Source organism: Synergistaceae bacterium, assembly GCA_031272035.1.
Lineage (GTDB): Bacteria > Synergistota > Synergistia > Synergistales > Aminobacteriaceae > JAISSA01.
The window spans coordinates 43,600-63,211 of the sequence record JAISUO010000024.1; the positions used below are offsets into that span (position 1 = coordinate 43,600).

The window sequence follows — 19,612 nt, forward strand, 5'->3', positions numbered from 1 at the left end:
TATTTGTTTCAGCCGTTCTATTCCCGGTCCGGATTTTCCTCCTCGTCCACGTCCCTCAGTTTCCCCACACGAACGTGAGCGGGGCGCAAAACGCGATCCGGCGTGGCGTAACCCCGGGTCAGTTCCTGAAGCACCATTCCGTCCTGCTCCGGGTCGTCCACAAGCTCCGTTTCCACCGCCTCGTGAGAGCGGGGATCGAAGCGGCAGCCCTCCGTGGGAACGGCCGTTATGCCCAAACTTTCCAGCACCGAGAGAAACTGGCGCTGCACCATGCGCACTCCCATCAGGACGTCCTTCACGCTGCCGTCCTCCGGAACCTGAAGGGCCCTGTCCAGGTTGTCCACCACCGGAAGAAACTCCGAAACCCGATCCTCCACCATCAGCTTCATCTTCCGAACCCGATCCCGCTCCACCCGCTGGCGGTAGTTGTAGAGGTCCGCCCGGGCGAGGGCGAGTTCGTTTTTCAGGTTTTGAATCAGGGTTTCCGAAGCCTCGTCTCCCGCTTCCTTTTCATCGGTATTCGCGGCATTCCGGTCCTTCGATGTTTCTTCCTTTAAAGATTCTTCTTTTGAGACTTCTTTTGATGATTCTTCTTTTAAGACTTCTTTCGAGTCGTTCCATTCCTCCGCATTTATTTTTTCCGGAATTTCCATTATCTCCGGAATCGTCTCATCTTCATCGTCCTTATGCTGTTCGACCTCGGTGGATTCCAGGGAAGCGTCGTTTCTTTCTCGGTATTCCTCCATGTCTCCCACTCCGTCCATCCAGTCGATTTTTGCCATCCTCTATCCTCTCCAAACTTCGTCGATATTGTGACCCCGAAAAGCGCGTTCGCTTCACCCCGCGGCCTTCGGGTATTCCTTTGTCATTCCCGTATTATTCCCGGCCCAGAGCGTCCACCATGGCCTCCAGAATGTTGATGGAACGCTCGTAGTCCATTCTCAGGGGGCCGATCAGCCCCAAAATCGCCTTTTGCTGACGCGTGTGCGCCGGAATGAGAATCATGGAGTTCTCCTCCATCCCCTCCACGCCCTCGGCGCCGTTTTCCTCTCCAATGCTGACCTTGAGGCTTTCCGAAAGTCTGCAGCGCTCGATCATCGTCGAAAGGGGCTTCTCCTGCTCCAGGAGGGAGAGAACCGCCTGAAGTCTCCCCAGGGTCTGGAAGTGCGGCAGATTCAAAATATGCTGGGCTCCGCTGCTGAAAAAGCGGTAGTTCTGCACGGTCAAAAAACGATCCAGCTCGCCGATCGCCATTCTGCAGGCCTCTTCCACGTCCTCCAGGCCGTTCAGCACGAAGTCGTACAAAACTCCCCGCACCTCGGTCCAGGTTCTGCCGGAGGCCACCGTGTTGATGCGCCGCGCCAGCTCTTCGATCACGCCGGGGTCCATTTCGCAGGTGAGAGAAAACTGGGAGTGATGCACCAGTCCCCCCTTCAGCACGATCAGAGCCAGGAGGTTCGTTCCCCCCAGGGGCATCAGGTCGATGTGCTGAATCTCCGCCGTGTCCAGCCCCGCCACCGCCGCCACGCCCACGTAGTTGGTGAGGCGGGCCAGCATGTGCGTCACGTAGTTCAAAAGGTCCTCGATCCCGCTGCGTCGGCTCTCGATTTCCTTCTGCCACTCCTTCGACTCGCGAGGCTTCAGCCGCTCCCGGGAGGTCACGGAATCCACGTACACCCGGTAGGCCTTCGCCGTGGGCAGCCGCCCCGACGAGGTGTGAGGCTGATAAAAATACCCCATCTCCTCCAGGTCCGCCATCTCGTTTCGTATCGTGGCCGGACTCAACCCCCGAATGTACTTCTTCGTGATGGTCCGAGACCCCGCCGGCTCCCCTGTCTTGATGTACTCGTATACTACCGCCAGAACTATCCCAAGTTGTCTTTCCGTCAGCATGTGATCTATCTCCAGACTCTTATATTAGCAGTCTCTTTAAATGAGTGCCAATATCTTTAATCTGTGGATAGATTAGCAATCTCAGCCCCGATTGTCAATAGGTTAGAGGTTCAGAAGAGGCTGAACAGAAAGATTAAGGGTTATTACGTACTCCAGAAGGTATAATCTTCTTAGAAAATATCAGGTAGTTCTGCAGGAGGTTGACATGTCCGAAAGTATTTATCCCCTGAACATCCAATCCGCGAAGGAGCTGGAGGCCGCGGTGAAGCGCATTGGGGCCGATCCGCGCTCTCTGGCCTACTTCCAGCCCAAGAGGCGAATGCGGCATTTCTACGTCCGGCGCGCCGACTTCCGGGCCGCCTCGTTTTTGAAACAGGAGCTTCTGGCCCGGGGCGGGGACGCCGTCGTGGCCAAACACGTCATCGACGGCCGCGCGGAGTACAGCGACGTCCTTCTGATGGGGACGGACCGGCAGCTTCAATCCCTCCTTCAGAAGATGAAGGCCATGGACATCTGGGGGCTGAAAAATCTGAGGGAGGCCCTCGCCGCCTCCCTGACGGGGACCGCGCTGTCGGACTGGAGGCTTGCCCTGCCCAGGGGCAGAGAACTTCGGCTTTCCGACCGGACGAAAATCATGGGGATCCTCAACCTGACGGAGGACTCCTTCTATCCGGAGAGCCGGGTCGCCGGAGGCGACGACCTGCTGGCGCGGGCCGGAGCCATGCTGGAGGACGGGGCGGACGTTCTGGACGTGGGAGCGGAGTCCACCCGCCCCGGAGCGACGCCGGTGGACGGACGGGAGGAGGCGGCCCGGCTCTGCCCCGCCGTGAAGGCCCTGAGAACGGCGTTCCCCGACGCGGTGATCTCCGTGGACACCTACAGGGGCGACGTCGCCCTGGAGGCCGTGGAGGCCGGCGCCGACATCATCAACGACGTGGGAGGCTTCGAGCTGTCCCCCGACATGCTGCCCCGGGCGGCGCAGGCGGGAGTCCCCTTCATTCTTTCCCACTTCAGAGGGACTTTGGCCGACATGAAGAACCCCGCCCCCTACGAGGACCTCCTGAGCGAGCTGAACCTCTGGTTCCAAAAAAAAATGGAAGCGGCGGAAGGGGCGGGTCTCGACCGGGAACGTCTCATCCTGGATCCGGGACTGGGGTTCGCCAAGAAAGGAGAGGACAACCTCGTGATTCTGAGGGAAGCGGAAAGCCTTGCCGTCTTTGGCCGGCCCATCCTCATCGGGCACTCCCGCAAGCGATTCACGGGAACCGCCACGGGGGCGGACGACGTCTCTCAGCGCCTGACGGGAACTCTGGCGGTTTCGGCCCTGCTGGAGGGACGGGCGCAGATGATTCGCGTCCACGACGTGAAGGAGAACCGCCGGGCTATGGATATGGCCCGCGCCGTGCGGGAGGCCCTGCCATGCCGACCGTAGCTCTGGGGCTGGGGAGCAACATGGGCAACCGGCTGCTGAACCTGAAAAACGCGCTGCGGGCCCTGAAAAATATCAGGCGTGAAAACGGACCGGACAAAATAAACGCTCTGAAAATTCTTCGCGCCAGCGACGTCTTCGAAACGGCCCCCTGGGGCGTCACGGACCAGCCCAGTTTCCTGAACGCCTGCGTCCTGACGGAGTGCAGCCTGACCCCACGGGAGCTTCTTTCGGCGGTGAAGGAGATCGAGACCCGTCTGGGAAGAACCGCCACCCGCCGGTGGGGCGAGCGCGTCATCGACATCGACATCCTGACCCTGGACTCCCTCGTTTTCGACGAGCCCGACCTGCGCATCCCCCACCCCGAAATGCATCGAAGGGACTTCGTCCTGATTCCCCTGTCCACTCTCCTGCCCGACTGGGTGCATCCCCTCACCGGACAGACCGTGACGGCCATGGCGAAATCCCTTTCCGACTCCGGAGCCGCCGGCTTTCAGGCGGTGCGCATCTGCCCGCTGTAGACCCGCGTCGTTTGCTTTTTTGCCCGTTGACCCGCGGCAGGTCTTTTACTATTATGATAGAGTAGCGATTATACGCGGCAGCAATTCTGCCGACAGAGAGGGAGGCGAGTCACGTGGCGAAGTTCCGTTGTCTGGAGTGCAGAACCGAGGTGGAGTTCAATGCGGATGAACCTACGAAGCGTTGTCCAAAATGTTTCGGTCGTTACCTCGAACTGCTCTCCGGGGAAATGAAGCGTGGGAAATCCTGGAGCGCAAAAAGCTTCAGCGTAAAATGACCCATCGGGGCGGAGGAAAGGAGCGCGTTTCCGCAATTTTCCTCCGCTCCAAAATCGCTGACATATCCCGTACTTCCTGAAAAAGAAAGCGGCAGAAAAGGAGAGGAATTACGATGCCGAACACACAGCAGACAGATACGCACGACCCGCTGACGACGGGGACGCCAGGGCCTTCTCCCTCAAACACCGGTGAAACCTCCGTTCCCCCCGCCGAAGACGCAGGCGCGCAGCCCAAGCCCAAAAGCGAACTCACCTACGGCGCGCTGAAAGGTTATTTTTACACTCCGAAACGCGGAGACATTCGGGGCGCTTTTTGTCTGCTGATCGACGGAAACACCGGAGAAATTCTGGAGAACGTTTTCTGGACGACCTACGCCACCTCGGACGCCCGCCTGGACGTCAGCACCGGATGGAGAGAGTTCAACAAGTCCATCCCCGACATGGGGCCTTACGAAAAATCCGTCGGGGACAAACTGAGCGCCCTTCTCACGGAGACCTTTTCCCTGTCGAGCCGGCTGGAGCTCATGCAGCACCCCGAAGATCCCTCGAAACTCCCCATGATCACCGAGGCGATCCGCAAAAACTTCGAGCGCGCCACCTACTATTTTCTGGAGTTCGACACCGTGCTGGAACGGCTGCCCCGGGAAAATCTGGTGGCGGCGGGCGTTCTGACGGCCGAGGGAAGCGAAGCCGCGAAAACCGCGGCGGACGCCGCCGGACAGGAGGAAAAGAGCTTCGAGGGGACCCTCATCAACTGTATGCCCATCATCGACCCCGCGAAGGGATGTCCCGTTTCAGAGCTCAAGCCCGGCGACCTGGTGGAGGTCAAAATCCAGGGGGGCATCGGAGCCAGCGGCCTCATTGAGCAGTACCTCTCCTCCACCAACCAGGACGCGGTGTTCCCCGTGGAGTCCGTGGAAAAAAAGGCCAAGGACAAAACCTACGTCTTTTTGACGATCAACGAGGAAATTCGGGGCGTGATCACCGTGACCAAAGATTTGCGGCTCCGGACCATCCACATGCAGAACAAAAAGCCCTTCCCCTTCCCGCCGTTTCCCATCAACACCGACAACCTCGTTTTCTTCGGGACGCTGTTCGTGGCGGTCCTCATCATCATCGTGGTCATTCGTATGCTGTTCTTTTAAAAAATTCGACCTCTGACCCAATCCGATAATTAAACGGGAGCAGCCGAAGCCGCTCCCGTTTTTTTGTTGCGCTGTGTTATTGCCGCGTCGTCGCCGCGATCAGCCTCTCCGGCGAAGCAGCGCGAGACCCGCCAGAGCCAGAGCCGCAAAGCCCAGACTCAGGGAGGAGCAGCCGCCGCTGCCGTCCTTCTCCAGACCGCTGCCGCCGCTGGTGGCTCTCGTGGCCACGAAGGTCAGGCCGGACGTGGGCGCTCTGTACTGAGTGCCGCCGTAGAGGTAATCGATGTAGAACTTGTACGAGCCCGTGGTCGTCGGGGTGAACTCGATCACCACGTTGCAGGTGCCGTCGGGAAGCGATACCAGGCTGTAGGACGAGGCCGGCAGCGACTGAAGCGCGCTGGACGTCGGGCTTGAGTACACAACCCCCACGAGGGAGATCGCCGTACTGCAGGGAATGGTTATCGTGTACGTGCGGCCCACGTTGAAGTTGCTTTCGCCCGTAGTCACATTGTAGAAATAGTGGGCGTCCGTGCCGGTAACGCCCGTGTAGACCAGAGCATCCGTCGGGTCGGAAATGACGATGCCCGTGCCCGCGCTGGACAGCACGTTGACCTGGATGGTGGCCGTAATCTTTTTGTTGGATACCGTTCTGCCCGTCACGGTGAAGGTCTTCAGTCCGGCCGACGTGGGAGTTCCCGAGATGGTGATGACGCTGCCCGAAACCGAGGCGGTCAGGCCGCTCAGGCTGGTGGGGCTCACCGTCAGCGGCGTGCTCGGGGACAGAACTTCTGACGAACCCGTCGTGATGTCAGCCGACACGGTTTTCGAGTCGTTCTGGTTCAGTATCATGGTCAAGGTCGCGGGCGTCAGCCGCAGTATGCCCGTGTAGATTCGTTCCGCCGCGGTGACGCGCAAATCCGCCGAGGCCAACTGGTTGTCCGAGAACGCGCCCACTACGGTCACGGTGTGAAAGCCCTCGAAAGACGGGGTTCCCGACACGGTAACGGTTGGGGTCGTCACGTTCGGCATATTCGTCTGGTACGTCAGGCCTCCCTGTGACAGGATACCGCCGGTGGCTCCCGCAATGTCAAAACTCACCAGAGTGACCCCGGCTGCTGCACCCACGTCGTAGGTTACGTTGATTACCTTGGAAGGGCTCACGGCTTCATAGGTATTGAGGTCCAGGCTGTCCGGAGTCAGCGTCAGAGTGTATACCGTCGGAGTAGGCGTGGGAGGGGTTCCAACTTCGACGTCCAGGACGGCATAGGCCCACAGTCCGTCTCCTGTTGTGGCTACATACGTACTCTGATAAGGGCCGGAGGCGGGCGTCGTGTACACGTGGAATCTTACTGTTGTCCCAGCGTACGTTACCAAACCTGTGGAGAGAATGATATCACCCGTACTCGAAATTGTAGCGGTGACTCCATTCACAGTGGCATCGGAATCCGGGTTGGTAACACCGATATAGCTGGAATCGTTAGCCCCTGGGTGGAATGAACCTACCGTCATTGCAGGCAGGGGGTCGGGAAAGACGCGGATGCCCTCATGTCTGGCGGGATCAATGTTTATACCCAGCGCCGTCGCCAGTGCTCCCGAAGGAGAGACCGTCACCGTCGTCGTACCGGAGCCGCTCGGAGGAACGTAAAACTTTCCCCCCGACAACGCCGTCGAAGCGAGCGTGATGGCGTAGTCGGTGGACTCCACGATCTTCGCCCCGATCGTCCCGATCTTCAGGGTTCCTGACGAGCCATCAAGAGGCGCTACCAGAGCTCCGCCGTCCGACACTGTTACACTTGAACCCGTAGCCACAAGATCGAAACTTGTTAGAGCTTGCGACGCCGTTACGGCCGTTCCATTCGTCAACGTCAAAAGGGGCGTTCCTGTCACTAGTGCGGCAGTTACATCTATACCGCTCCACAAATTCGGGAACGTCGACACCTGTGTGGTGTTTCCTGTCTGGCAAAACAGCGGCACTGTACCAACTGTGGCGGCTGGCGTACCTGTCAACAGGTCATACACATAGGAAGCTCCGGCTAAATCCGTAACGAACACTGCATCGGTCGTAGCAGGTACCGTCGTGGGATCCAAACCCACGGTGACGGGAACAAAGGTAAGAGTAAGAGTACCATTGTCGCTATCTGCAACAAAATCAATGTCCTGAGTTGTTCCACTGCTCGGAAGAGGCACTGTCAGTATACCAGTCTCAGTCGCACTTCCCCATGAACCAGCAGCAGGGAAAGTATGAGATACAGGAACGGTTGAAATTTCACAGGTAAAAGTAACCGACGGAGCAACAGACGCAGTAATCGACAACGGAACCTTTACGTCGGTGACGCCGCTCCCTGCCTGATAATAAACATTTGCCGCATTTGCTGCAATGGCCCCCACGTTACCATCCACAGCATAATTAGCGAAACTTAACGCCGCTCCCCAGGCTTCTCCTCCGCTGAACGCCAGAGCGGCGACCAGCAAAAACAAAATCGAACCACGCAAAAATTTCATTCTCCTTTTTTCCCTCCTTAATAGGTGCAAACAATTGCAGCCAAAAGAAAATCTTCGGCTATTTCTTTATCACTGGAGCAAAAAAACAACCTTTACCGTTGAGCTCCGCTGTCTCCTTTCCCGTTTCGGCATGATTCATTATTATCTTGAAAATTATAACATCTTTTCGACCGCCGTATACGGGTCTGAAGTCACGGCAAAGACAGGTCTCTGCCCTTTAAAGAAGCCTCACAGATTTGCTGAAAGGAGAACCGGATTTTTTCCGGAGTTGTGACAATGATGGAGGTGGTTCAGTTATTTTCCGAAATACTGAAGGGCGACGGGAACCAGAATTGAAAGGACAATCGCGCCAAAAAGCCATCGGGTCTGGTCATGAAATTCTTTGCGAAAACTTTCGAAAGACGCGTCCACTTTTCCAAAACGCTCATCAATTCTTTCAAAACGCGCGTCTACTTTTTCAAAACGCGCATCAATTTTGTCGAAACGTCTCAGCACTTCATTTTCAAATCTTTCCTGACCTCTTTTCACGTCCTCAATCCGTGAATCCAGGAATCTGATTTCGCTTTCAAACCGCTTTTCGTCCACCGGCGTTATCATAAATCCGCACATTGGCGCCGACGAGGCCGCCATTGTCCTCTCTGTCTCTTTTTCAGGCATTGTTTTCCGCCTCCCTGACTGCTCCTCCGCTCATATCCGGCCCGAAGCCGGTTTTCCCACATTGTTCACTGCAAAACGATTATAACAGCTTCCCTCAACACGAAAAAGCAGCTTTTCGGTATAATAAAAGAAGCGAGAGAGGGCAAAACAGAAATTTTTAATGGAACAAAACTGCAATGAGAGACGAGGAAATTCAGGAAATGGAACACGACGCGAAAAACGGTGCGCCGGAGCGTTTTGATTATGACAATCTCTGGAAGACGATACTGCACCATTTTTTCTGGGAAGCGCTGAAAATTTTTCTGCCCGCTCTGTACGAGGCGGCAGACCGAACGAAAGAACCAGAGTTTCTCGACAAGGAACTACAAAAAGTGACCTTTGACCTTGAAGGCGGTCCCAACCGGGCGGACCTTCTGACGCGGGTAAAACTCAAAAACGGCGAGGGGGAACTGATTCTCTGCCACACCGAAATCCAGGGCGAAGGCGGCGGAGACATGCCCGTGAGGATGAACCGCTACCGGCAGATGATTTGCCTCCGATACAGAGAAGAACCGGTGGGAATCGCCGTCATGACGGCCCCGCGGCCCAGGGGTGAGCAAACGTCCTACCGGTGGGAGCGTTTTGGGGTTAGGGTTCTTTACGAATACATCAATGTGGTGCTCATGGATCTGGAGGACGAGGCGCTGCTGGAGGAAGAAAATCGAGTCGGGCTTGTTCTCTACGCGGCGAAATGTCTGCAGCAAAGCGGTAACGACGAAGAGAAAAAATTCCGTTATCTGCGCAGGATCTCGACACTGTGGGCAGAACGCGGATGGAACAGCGACGACAAGCGAATTATTCTGAACGCGGTGAGCTACCTGATGAACCTCAGGGACGAAGATTACGCAAAACGCATTGTGGCCCATGTGGAGGTGCTGCAAATGAACCAGGAGGACAGAGAGATGTACGTATCCGTATTTGAAAGAGTCTACACCGCCCGTGGAAAAGAAGAAGGGCTTCGTGAAGGGGAATTAAAAGGGCTTCAGAAAGGGCTTCGTGAGGGGCGTCTGGAGGTGGCTCAAAATATGCTGCGGGATGGAATGCCTGTAGATAAAGTGGTTCAGTATACGCGCCTGTCGAAAGAAAAGGTCGAGACCCTGCTGAACAAATGAACCATAAGGACAGAGAGATGTACGTATCCGTATTCGAAAGAGTCTACACCGCCCGTGGAAAAGAAGAAGGGCTTCGGGAAGGGGAATTGAAAGGGCGTCTGAAGGGGCGTCTGGAGATGGCTCAAAATATGTTGCGGGATGGAGTGCCTGTAGATAAAGTGGTTCAGTATACGCGCCTGTCGAAAGAAAAGGTCGAGACCCTGCTGAACAAATGAACAAAAAACCCGGTTCTCTTTGAGGACCGGGGACAATATTAATGATGAAGATTACGCAAAACGCATTGTGGCCTATGTGAGCGGCAGATAAACAACATATCAAAAAACCCCACAATACCGTGTCCTGAACGTCCTGACCCGTTCCCATTAAATTGAGGCTCGCTCTGCCTCAGTTCAGACGACCACACCGGCCATCATCTCCGACAGGGACGTTTACCTCCTGGAATCGAGCGTTGGCTCAGGACATTTTCATGATCACGAATACCGCAGGGCTACTTACGTATTAAAGCCATTATACACCAAAACTCACCGAACGCGAAAAAAATTTTTCCGTGAAACGGCCTGTCCGATGGGTCTACAGGAAACGCGCCTCCACTTCTCCGAAGGTCGAAAACTCCACCCGGAACACGTCTCCCTTTTGCGCGAAGGGCGCGGCGGTGAAAGCTCCGGAGAGAATCACTTCACCCTTTTTCAGGGGAACTCCGAAATCCCACAGGCGGTTGGAAAGCCACGCAACGGACAGACAGGGATCTCCCATCACCGCCGACCCCGCTCCCTCGGCGATCACCGCGCCGTTTTTCCAGAGTTTCATCGTCACAGCCGCCAGGTCCATATCGCCCAGGGGAATCCTTTTCTTTCCCAGAACGTACCGGCAGGAAGAGGCGTTGTCCGCCACCGTGTCCACCAGTTTGATCTTCCAGTCCTCCACCCGGCTGTCCACGATCTCGAAGGACCCGACCACGCACTCCGTGGCCTTTCGAACGTCCTCTACGGTAACGCTGCCTCCGGAAAGGTCGGCGTTGAGAATGAAGGCCAGTTCCGCCTCGATTTTGGGCTGTATCAGCTTGTCGGTGGGAACGTCGCCGCTGGAACAGTCCATCGACGCAAAAAGGTGTCCGTAATCGGGCTCGTGAACGTTAAGCTGCGCCTGAATGCCGGGAGACGTGAGGCCGATCTTCTTTCCGGTGACGACCTGCCCCTCCCCCACCAACCGCCGCACGTTCTCCAACTGAATGGCGTAGGCGTCCTCCACCGTAAGAGAAGCGTCCTGCCGGGACAGCGGCGGGATGACCTTACGGCTCCGCTCCGCCTCGTACAGCGCCGCCGCGAACTTGATGCGTTTCTTTTCATCTCCCATGCTTTTTCCCTCCCGATCCACTGGTTTTATCCGCTCTACAGTCCGGCCAGGAAAGCCAGAAGCAAACCTCCCGCCAACACCGAACCGATCTGCCCTGAGACGTTGGCGCCGATGGCCTGCATCAAAATGAAGTTCTGCTTGTCTTCCCGGGCCGCCATCTTCTGAATCACCCGAGAGGACATGGGAAAGGCCGAAATCCCCGCAGCTCCGATCATGGGGTTGATCTTGTGTTTCAGGAACAGGTTCAGAACTCTGGCCGTCAAAACTCCCACCGCCGTATCCAGAATGAAAGCCACGAGCCCCAGCGCCATGATGCCCAGGGTCATCGGCCGTAAAAATTCCTCGCCCGTCATTTTGTTGGCGATGGAAAGACCCAGGAGAATCGTCACGATGTTCGCCAGCTCGTTTTGAGCGCCCTTCGCCAGACGATCCACCACTCCGCTCTCCCGAAGCAGGTTTCCGAACATCAGGAACCCGATCAGAGAGGCCGAAGCGGGAACGAGGATTCCGGCCACCAGCGTCACGACAATGGGGAAAAGAATCAAAGCGCGTCGGGAAACCTCCCGTTCGTGGAAGGTCATGGGGATGCGCCGCTCCGCCGAAGTCGTCAGCAGTCGAATCACGGGAGGCTGAATGATGGGAACCAAAGACATGTAGGAGTAAGCGGCCACCGATATGGAGCCCAGCAGGTTGGGGGCGAAACGGTTGGCCACATAGATCGAAGTCGGCCCGTCCGCCGCGCCGATGATGCCAATGGAAGCGGCTTCCTGAATGGAAAACCCGAAAAACCAGTAGGCGATGCCCATGGTGAGGAAAATGCCTCCCTGAGCCATCAGGCCGAAGACCATCGCCACAGGCGTCAGAAAAAGCGGGCGAAAGTCGATCATCGCGCCGATAGCGATGAAGATCAGCAGAGGGAAAAGCTCCGTCTGAATCCCCATATCGAAAAGACGACTGATGGCCCCCACTTCCAGATGCCCGCCGGATAACTGAGTCAGAGCCGAGGAAAGAGGAATGTTGACGAGAAGCGTGCCAAAACCCATGGGAAGCAGCAGCGACGGTTCATATTCCTTCGCCACGGCCAGATAGATCAGCGCCCCTCCCACCAGCAGCATAACCGCCTGCTGCCAGGTCAGAGAAAAAATCCCGTTGAAAAGTTCCATATCGTCTTTTCCCCTCTCCCTGTTTCTCCGGCTCAGTAAGCCAGCTTGTAAATCTCCAGAATATCCTCCGCCGAAAGGCTCTTCAGCGTCCCAAAGGGAGCGACCTGAGCGGCGTTCTTCGCCAGACGCTCAATGTCCTTTTCCTCAACGCCCGCCTCCTGCAGAGACGTGGGAGCCCCCACCGAACGGAAGAAGTCCTCCAGACGATCCACGCCCTCCAGAGCCCTTTCCTCGTCGCTGCCGTCGATAACTCCAAACACGGCCTCCGCGAACCGGGCGAAGGGCAGCGGGTAATCCCGACAGAGATAACGGGCCCAGGCGGTCATCATGATGGCCAGAGACGCGCCGTGGGGAGTGTCGAAAAGAAGGCTCAGAGAATGCCCCAGTTTATGCGAGGCAAAATCCCCTCTGGGGTCCCGACCGCAGGAAAAACAGCCGTTGTGCCCCAAAGAGGCCGCCCAGGCGTACTGGGAGCGGGCGTCGTAATTGCCGGGATCTTCCCGAAGGGCCGGAATCAGCTCCATCATGCACCGAATGACGGAGTACCCCTGCTCGTCCATGATTTCCACGCCTTCCGCGCCGTCGAACAGGCGTTCCATGACGTGGGCCATGATGTCGATTCCGCCGTTTACCGTCTGGGACTCCGGGAGAGAGGCCTGGACGGAGGGGTCGATGATGGACACTCTGGGATAGATGAAGGGGCTCGTGAAGGAAATCTTGGAATCTTTTTCAGGGTTGGAGACCACCGAGATGTTGTTGACCTCGCTGGCCGTGGCGGAGGCCGTCAAAACCCCGAAAATCGGCAATGCCCGGGTGAGCTCCGACCCCTTCTCCTCGAACAGGTCCCACACGTCCCCGGGATAGAAGGCTCCGGCGGCGATGGCCTTGGCCGAATCGAAGACGCTTCCCCCCCCGATGGGAACGATGGCGTCCACCGGGGCGGCCTTGACCCGCGCCACTCCCTCACGAACCTTGTCGATTCGGGGGTTGGACTTTATCCCGCCCAGCTCGGGAAAGGCGATGTTTTTCTTTTCAAGGGCCTGGGTCACCTGAGTGTAAACTCCGTTTTTAAAGATGGCCTTGCCTCCGTAAACCAAAAGCACGCTCTTCGCCCCAACAGCCGCCAGCTGCTCGGCGATCTGAGGAATCGTCCCCCGACCGAAAATCACTATCGTCGGGTTCCACCACGTAAAATTTTTCATTTTATCTTCCCTCCAGGACATGACCTCCAGGACATGAGCCCCGTACTCTTTAACCCGTGCAACTGCATCGTCCATAACTGCTGCCTGTTTAACGTATTTTAACGTGTGCCTATTATAGCGTAACCGTTCCGGCTTTACCTCCGCGCCCAAAAAGATCGGCCGTCATACTCCGCCAGTTTCGAGCGATTATATTCCCTCAGCAGCAAAAAAAGCGCGAAGAGACCGCTGGCCGCATCCACCGCCGGAAAGCAGAACCAGACCCCCGTCAGGCCGAAAAAGCGAGGCAGAATTAAAATGGAAGGAATCAAAAAAACGAACTGACGGGCGAGGGAGAGCGTCAGACAGGTTCCAGCCCGTCCCAGTCCCTGAAAAAAACTCGTGACGATGAGGGCTATCCCCACAAACTGCACGGCGGCGTAGGAAATGCGCGCCCCCAGGATCGCTGTCCGGAGAAGGTCCTCGTCGGTGGTGAAAAGGCGGAGCATCTCCTCCGCAAAAAAATACACCGTCACCGCGCTGAGGAAAAAGTAGCCGGAAGCCGTGGCAAGGGCCCACTTGAGGGCATCGAGGACCCGACCGAAAAGACGCGCTCCCTGATTGTAGGCGAAAATCGTCTGCATCGCCTCCGCAACGCCAATCACCGGAAGAAACAGAAGAGAATCCCATCCCATGAAGGCCCCCATGGCGGACACGGCGATGTCCCCGCCGTGAAAGCGGAGCGCGTGGTTGAAAAGGACGAAAAAAAGCGTGAAGGAAAGCTCCGAAAGACAGGGAGAAAGCCCGAGAGAAAAAATGCGCGCCAGCAGGACGGGCCGGGGAACCAGACTGGCGGCCCGAAAACGCAGGACTCCCATGCGCCTGATGTAGAAGGACGCCACCCAGAAGGCGGACAGCGCCTGCGAGATAACCGTCCCCAGCGCCGCTCCGGCGATGCCCATGCTCAGGACTCCCACGAACAGGGCGTCCAGAGCGATATTGCAGAGCGCCCCCAAAATCTGGGTGCCCATGGCGAAGGTCGGGTGTCCCTCCGCCCGAATGCAGAAATTCAGGGCCAAAGCGATCACCGAAAAGGGAACTCCCCACAGGATGATCCGCATGTACTCCCGGGCCGAAGGCAGCAGAGTCTCTCCCGCTCCGCTGAAGCGCAGAAGCCCGTCCAGCGAAAGATGCCCCGCCAGGGCGATACAGAGCGCCGCGGCGAGTACGGTGCTCATGGCGCCGCCCAGCACCCGCTCGGCCCGTGGGAAATTCTTCTCTCCCAGAGCGAGGGTCATCAGAGGAGCCGCGCCCGTTCCGAAAAGCAGGGAAAGCGCCATCAGAAAGAGCATAAAGGGGAAACAGATGCTGATCGCCGCCAGAGCGCCGGGCCCCACAAGGCGTCCGACGAATATGCGGTCCACGATATTGTACAGCGCGTTGGCCAACATGCCCGTTATGGAGGGCAGAGCAAAGGAAAGAATAAGTCGGGGGATGGGCTCGACGCCCATGCGTTCTGGTCGCTGCATGATAAATTCCTCGTGTTAAAATTTAAAATAACGCCCGTTCAAAAACCCGTTCAAAAAGGAGAAGATCTATGCGTGTTGCCGTTTTCGACCTGGAGACAAACGGAATGACGGGTTCCTCCGTACTTTCCGCCTCTTCACTGGTTTTCGACAGCCACGGGGCTCTTCTGGGGCTTTTCAACCGTTTCTACTTTCCACAGGAGCGCTGGGATGCCCGAACCGCGCAAATCCACGGGCTGACTCCGGAGCGGCTGCGGGCTCTGCGCGCCGCAAGGCCCGCGCCTTCGTATTTTTTGGAGGACTGGCCGGATCTGATCGATTTCTGGTATGAACGGGGCGTGGAGGGAATCGTCGTACACAACCTGACCTTCGACACCTCTTTTCTGCCCGAAATCGCCCAGAGCGCCTTCCCCTGGTGGTGTTCCATGAGAGGACTCACCGACTGGTGCGCCATCCCCCATCGTCCGGGAAACGCCGGAACGGCGGAAAAACGATACAAATGGCCCAAACTGAGGGAAGCTCTGGATATCTTCTGCAATGGCCCCCGAAGTCTCCCGCCTCCCCCTCGAACCTCCCACATCGAGGAAGCTCTGGGGCTGGCGCGGCCTCACGTTTCCCTGTGGGACTGCTTCGAGCTCTATCGCGTCGTGGTTCGCGTGGCCCTTCATCGTCCCGATCTTTTGACCTTCGCTCCCCATGTGATCCCTTTTCAGGCCCCGGGGAAAAAGAGGGGGCGCTTCTCCCCGTCTCTGTTCGACCCCGGGGACGCACGTTTTTTTCCGAAGAGCGATCCGTTCACGGAAGCCCTTTTCGCCTGCGAACAAAAGCTGCACTCCTTTTGCGACCCCGGCGGCTGACGTATTCAGTCCGGTTCTTTCGTTTGATTTTCCGAGGGCTCCGGCGAACCGGCCGCCCCTTCCGGAAGAGCGGCCTCCTGATTTTTACCGGCTTCGGCCCGAAGTTTCTCCTCCAGCCGCGTGACCAGGATCTGATCGATTTTGTAGTTGTCGATGTCGATCACTTCGAATTTATAGCCGGCGAAGTTCACGAAATCCGTGCGGTGGGGGATCCGCCGCAGCATGTAGGTCAAAAAGCCCCCGATGGTCTCGTAATTTTCCGCGTTGGGAAACTCCTCGATGTCGAAGGCGCGCATCACGTCGTCGATGGGGGTGGCCCCCTCCACCAGCCATGAATGGTCGTCGCGCTTCATGATTTGCTCTTCCTGTCCCACCAGGTTCCCCATCAGCATCGCCATGATGTCCTTCAGAGAAATGATGCCCACCACCAGCGCGTACTCGTTCAGCACCACGGCGATGTCCTCACTGGACCCCCTGAACTGGTCCATGGCCTCGGCCAGGGTCAGGGTGTCCGGAATGATCATGGGGGCTTCCACCTTCAGCCCGTCCTTCCCCAGGGTCAGGCTCTGGCCGTTCAGAAGCCGCGCCAGCAGGTCCTTGGAGTTCACATAGCCCTTCACATGGTCGATGTCCCCGGAGCAGACCAGATACACGGAATGGGGAGACTCCGCCACTTTGGCCTTGATTTCCTCTTCGCTGTCTCCCAGGTCGAAGTACACGATATTTTCCCGGGTGGTCATGGCCGAGGGAACGGTTCGGGTGTCCAGCTCGAAAACATTGCCGATAAGCTCCTTCTCCTGACTGCGCAGGACGCCCGAAAGAGCTCCGGCCTCCATAACCGCGTAGATCTCGTCGGAGGTGATTTCCTCGTTCCGTTTCTCCGGCATTCCCAGGTGCCTGAAAATCACGGTGGCGGAAGTGTTCAGACTTCTGGAGAAGGGGCTGAACAGGCGCATGAACCGCTTCATGGGCCCGATGAGGCGCATGGCGACGGTTTCGGGCGCAATCATGGCGATGCGCTTGGGAATCAGGTCCGCGAAGAAAACGAAGGCCATGGTCACCGCCGCGAAGGACAGGGCGGAAGCGATGCTGTGGGCCACCGCGGCGTGGATGAAAGACGGAAAAAGCGCGGCCAGCGGAGGCGAAAAATAAGAATCTCCCACAATACCCGCAAGAATTGCTACTCCGTTCACGCCTATCTGAATTGTAGTAAAAAATACCCCCGGCTGCTCCTGCACGGAGAGAACGGAGGAGGCGGCAGATTCCCCTCCTTCTTCCAGAATCCGCAGTTTCACCCGTCGGGATGCCGCAAGAGAAATTTCCGACATGGAAAAAAAGGAGCTGGCCAACATCAGAACAACGATGATCAAAATCCCGGTAAACATAAAATATACCTCCCGCGAAGCACGTTCGGCGCGTCTTCGCCTGTCGTTTCAGTTTATCATAAAAAACGGCGGCTATGGACCCTGCGCAATTCCTGCGATATTATCGTACCGATCTTTTTCACCGATTTGATTTTGTGACAAAGGTCGGAACGAAGTTAAAATAAAATATCGAGAAAACATAATTTTTTACTGACGGGGTGACATTTTGTCGGAGCAGAGAGAAAAGCAGGACAGACGACGCATGAGTACCGTGGAGGTCAAAAAACTTCCCAAAGACTCCACGTTTTACGTTTTGGGAGTGATTTCCCGCATCGTACAGCGCAGAGATAAAAATGACCGCCCCTTCTGGGACCTGACCCTCATGGACGAATACGGGCAGATCGAGGGAAAGGCCTGGGGCAACGCCGACTGGTGGGACATCCGGGGAGACGTCAAATACAAAACAGACCCTCTGGAAGACGAGAACTTTAAAAATCTGGAAGGACAAACCGCGGGGCTGCAGGGGAAAGTCGTGGAGTTTCGCGACCAGAACCAGTTCAACTTCAACGCCGTGTACTACGTGGATCAGGAGAAATACCCTCCTTACAGTTTCGTCAGGCGCTCTCCCATGCCTCCGGAAAAGATGGAAAAGGAGTTTCGGGACCTGATCGGGACCTGCGGACAGCCCATGAGGGGCTTTTTGGAGGATCTGTTCTTCAATCGGGGCATATGGCGGGAGTACAGCACCTGCCCGGCGGCGGTGAACATGCACCACGCCTACGTGGGGGGCCTTCTGGAACACTCTCTGACGACCACCCGTTCGGCGGTGGGTATCGCGCAGAGCTACCGGGACGCGGGGTTCGCCGTGAACATGGACGTGGTGATCGGCGGCGGACTTCTCCACGACCTGGGCAAGCTGGAGACCTATCGTCTTTCCCCCGCCCCCGAGGTAACCCTGGCGGGAAACGTCGTGGACCACATCGTGATGGGCTACCACCGTTTCATGAACCTGGCGGCGGACTGCGGTCTGGATGAGATGACGGCCCTGGCGGTGGGGCATATTCTGGTGAGCCACCACGGCAGTAAGGAGTTCGGCTCTCCCGTTCTGCCCGCCACCCCGGAGGCGCTTATCGTCTCCGCCGCCGACGAGCTGGACTTCCGGCTCTACTGCTGGAGAGAGCAGACGGGCCAGCTGGAGGGCGCGAAGGAGGTCACCGAATACATCCTTCCGGTGCAGAGGCGTTTCTGGAAATCGCCCCGGGGCGGCGAGCCCGAAGCGGAATCCTCCACCTCCGCATGAGCTGCAAAATTATCCTCACCAGGGACCACGACGGCCGCAGGCTGGACCGTACCATCCGCTCGATCTGGCCCTTTCTGCCTCTGTCCGCCGTCATGGGGGGCCTGCGAAGGGGCGAGGTGCGGCTGGACGCCCTGAAGGTTCGGGAGGGAGGAACCCGCGTTCATGAAGGGCAGGAACTTTACGTCCCCTGGGAGGAGCCTGGCGGCGAACCGGTGATTCCCAACCGGGGGAAGGTTCCCGTGATCTGGAAAGGCGAACAGGCCGTGGTCGTGGACAAACCGGCGGACCTCACGGTGCAGCCGGACGTGAAGGGCGGAGACAGCGTCATTTCCCGTATATGGACGATGTACGGCGCGGGAGGTCAGGGATTTTCTCCCGCGGCCGTGCATCGGCTGGATCGCAATACCACCGGCGTTCTGATCGTGGCCCTCACCGGAAAGGGACTGAGGGAACTGGAGCGTCTTTTCAGGGAAAGGCAGGTCCGTAAGCGCTACCTGGCCGTGGTCGTTGGGGAGCTGCCGGAACGGGGGCTTGCAGAGGCTCCTCTTTTAAAGGACGAAGCCAGCAACACGGTTCGGGTGGCGGCGGGCGGAAAAACGGCGAAGACCCGCTACCGCCGGCTGGCCTCCAGCGGCGATCTTTCCCTGGCTTCCATTGAGATCCTGACCGGACGCACCCACCAGGCCCGGGTTCACATGGCCTATATCGGCCACCCGATCCTCGGGGACAGAAAATACGGCGACAGAGGAACCAACCGGCTCCGAAAATTCGAAGCTCCCCGTCCTCTGCTCCACGCCAGAGAACTGAGTTTTCCGCCGGGTTTGTCCGGTACGCTGACGGAACTGGCGGGACGGACTTTCCGGGCGGAGCTGCCGGCGGATATGCGCAGAGTCTTCGAAAAGGAAGGCTGGAAAATCGACCTGGACTTATTGGATCGGGATGATAAATGAAAAATGACTATATAATGAAAAACGAGAATGAATGATATTGATATTGAGATTGAAATTGAAATTGAGAGTTGAGACTGAGGATAAATAAATCAAAAAATGCGGAGCCGCCTCTGACCCCGCATTTTTTTCAGACGCCGGCCGCCCGAACCGCCCTTTTCACGAAACCTGATTTCAGGCATTTGGCGCAGACGCGAACCTTGATGGAGCTTCCGTCGCCCACGTCGATCCTCGCATTCTGAAGATTGATCAGCCAACGACGGCGGGTGTGCCGATTCGAGTGGCTGACCGCGTTGCCCGCCGCGGGACCTCGTCCGCAGCACTGACAGACCTTTGCCATTGATACTCTCC

The 19,612-nt window shown here is 57.4% G+C and carries 19 protein-coding genes; 9 read left to right on the forward strand and 10 right to left on the reverse strand.

Features of this window, described 5'->3' with window-relative positions; translation table 11 throughout:
* Positions 1–17: 17 nt before the first annotated feature.
* Together LBR61_02755 and hrcA are read right to left on the reverse strand one after the other, a co-directional pair.
* Entirely contained in the window at positions 18–782 is a 765-nt protein-coding gene (locus LBR61_02755; GenBank protein ID MDR1730992.1) for a nucleotide exchange factor GrpE, read from the reverse strand.
* Between the two features lie 94 nt (positions 783–876).
* Entirely contained in the window at positions 877–1,893 is a 1,017-nt protein-coding gene (hrcA, locus tag LBR61_02760; protein ID MDR1730993.1) for a heat-inducible transcriptional repressor HrcA, read from the reverse strand.
* A gap of 205 nt (positions 1,894–2,098) precedes the next feature.
* Between hrcA and folP the strand changes: the two genes are divergently transcribed.
* From folP to LBR61_02780, 4 genes are all read left to right on the forward strand, one after another.
* On the forward strand, positions 2,099–3,325 hold the full coding sequence (gene folP, locus LBR61_02765) for a dihydropteroate synthase (GenBank protein ID MDR1730994.1): 1,227 nt from the start codon (positions 2,099–2,101) through the stop codon (positions 3,323–3,325).
* Entirely contained in the window at positions 3,313–3,843 is a 531-nt protein-coding gene (gene folK, locus LBR61_02770; protein MDR1730995.1) for a 2-amino-4-hydroxy-6-hydroxymethyldihydropteridine diphosphokinase, read from the forward strand. The genes folP and folK overlap by 13 nt, the downstream gene beginning before the upstream one ends.
* Positions 3,844–3,956: 113 nt before the next feature.
* Positions 3,957–4,118, forward strand: coding sequence for a hydrogenase expression protein HypA/HybF (locus tag LBR61_02775; GenBank protein ID MDR1730996.1), 162 nt, complete (start codon positions 3,957–3,959; stop codon positions 4,116–4,118).
* Positions 4,119–4,231: 113 nt separating this feature from the next.
* The gene (locus tag LBR61_02780; GenBank protein MDR1730997.1) at positions 4,232–5,263 is read left to right on the forward strand and encodes a hypothetical protein; all 1,032 of its coding nucleotides are present in this window, start codon (positions 4,232–4,234) and stop codon (positions 5,261–5,263) included.
* A gap of 99 nt (positions 5,264–5,362) precedes the next feature.
* Here the strand turns inward: LBR61_02780 and LBR61_02785 are convergent, their stop codons facing one another.
* Both LBR61_02785 and LBR61_02790 read right to left on the reverse strand, forming a co-directional pair.
* Positions 5,363–7,072, reverse strand: a complete 1,710-nt coding sequence (locus tag LBR61_02785; GenBank protein MDR1730998.1) for a hypothetical protein — start codon at positions 7,070–7,072, stop codon at positions 5,363–5,365.
* Between the two features lie 987 nt (positions 7,073–8,059).
* Positions 8,060–8,422 (reverse strand): hypothetical protein, encoded by a 363-nt coding sequence (locus LBR61_02790; GenBank protein MDR1730999.1) that lies wholly within the window; start codon positions 8,420–8,422, stop codon positions 8,060–8,062.
* A gap of 176 nt (positions 8,423–8,598) precedes the next feature.
* On the opposite strand from LBR61_02790, the gene LBR61_02795 reads away from it, so the two are divergent.
* Together LBR61_02795 and LBR61_02800 are read left to right on the forward strand one after the other, a co-directional pair.
* Complete coding sequence (locus LBR61_02795; protein ID MDR1731000.1) at positions 8,599–9,573, forward strand: hypothetical protein; 975 nt, start codon at positions 8,599–8,601, stop codon at positions 9,571–9,573.
* A gap of 17 nt (positions 9,574–9,590) precedes the next feature.
* Positions 9,591–9,788 carry a hypothetical protein gene (locus LBR61_02800; GenBank protein MDR1731001.1) on the forward strand — a complete coding sequence of 66 codons (198 nt, stop codon included), beginning with the start codon at positions 9,591–9,593 and terminating at the stop codon, positions 9,786–9,788.
* Positions 9,789–10,143: 355 nt separating this feature from the next.
* Here the strand turns inward: LBR61_02800 and LBR61_02805 are convergent, their stop codons facing one another.
* The 4 genes from LBR61_02805 to LBR61_02820 form a co-directional block, all read right to left on the reverse strand.
* A complete protein-coding gene (locus tag LBR61_02805) occupies positions 10,144–10,926 on the reverse strand; it encodes a 2-keto-4-pentenoate hydratase (GenBank protein MDR1731002.1) in 783 nt (260 codons plus the stop codon).
* 35 nt (positions 10,927–10,961) lie between these two features.
* Positions 10,962–12,089 (reverse strand): sodium ion-translocating decarboxylase subunit beta, encoded by a 1,128-nt coding sequence (locus LBR61_02810; GenBank protein MDR1731003.1) that lies wholly within the window; start codon positions 12,087–12,089, stop codon positions 10,962–10,964.
* 32 nt (positions 12,090–12,121) lie between these two features.
* A complete protein-coding gene (locus LBR61_02815; GenBank protein ID MDR1731004.1) occupies positions 12,122–13,291 on the reverse strand; it encodes an iron-containing alcohol dehydrogenase in 1,170 nt (389 codons plus the stop codon).
* A gap of 134 nt (positions 13,292–13,425) precedes the next feature.
* Positions 13,426–14,796 carry an MATE family efflux transporter gene (locus LBR61_02820; GenBank protein MDR1731005.1) on the reverse strand — a complete coding sequence of 457 codons (1,371 nt, stop codon included), beginning with the start codon at positions 14,794–14,796 and terminating at the stop codon, positions 13,426–13,428.
* A 68-nt stretch (positions 14,797–14,864) separates the two neighbouring features.
* On the opposite strand from LBR61_02820, the gene LBR61_02825 reads away from it, so the two are divergent.
* Entirely contained in the window at positions 14,865–15,650 is a 786-nt protein-coding gene (locus LBR61_02825; protein MDR1731006.1) for a hypothetical protein, read from the forward strand.
* A 5-nt stretch (positions 15,651–15,655) separates the two neighbouring features.
* Here LBR61_02825 and LBR61_02830 read toward each other — a convergent pair whose 3' ends face one another.
* Positions 15,656–17,035 (reverse strand): hemolysin family protein, encoded by a 1,380-nt coding sequence (locus tag LBR61_02830; protein MDR1731007.1) that lies wholly within the window; start codon positions 17,033–17,035, stop codon positions 15,656–15,658.
* Between the two features lie 241 nt (positions 17,036–17,276).
* On the opposite strand from LBR61_02830, the gene LBR61_02835 reads away from it, so the two are divergent.
* Positions 17,277–18,314, forward strand: a complete 1,038-nt coding sequence (locus LBR61_02835; GenBank protein MDR1731008.1) for an HD domain-containing protein — start codon at positions 17,277–17,279, stop codon at positions 18,312–18,314.
* Positions 18,311–19,264 (forward strand): RluA family pseudouridine synthase, encoded by a 954-nt coding sequence (locus LBR61_02840; protein ID MDR1731009.1) that lies wholly within the window; start codon positions 18,311–18,313, stop codon positions 19,262–19,264. The genes LBR61_02835 and LBR61_02840 overlap by 4 nt, the downstream gene beginning before the upstream one ends.
* 127 nt (positions 19,265–19,391) lie before the next feature.
* Here LBR61_02840 and rpmB read toward each other — a convergent pair whose 3' ends face one another.
* Positions 19,392–19,601: a 50S ribosomal protein L28 gene (rpmB, locus tag LBR61_02845; GenBank protein ID MDR1731010.1), complete on the reverse strand. Its 210-nt coding sequence runs from the start codon at positions 19,599–19,601 to the stop codon at positions 19,392–19,394.
* Positions 19,602–19,612 lie beyond the last annotated feature (11 nt).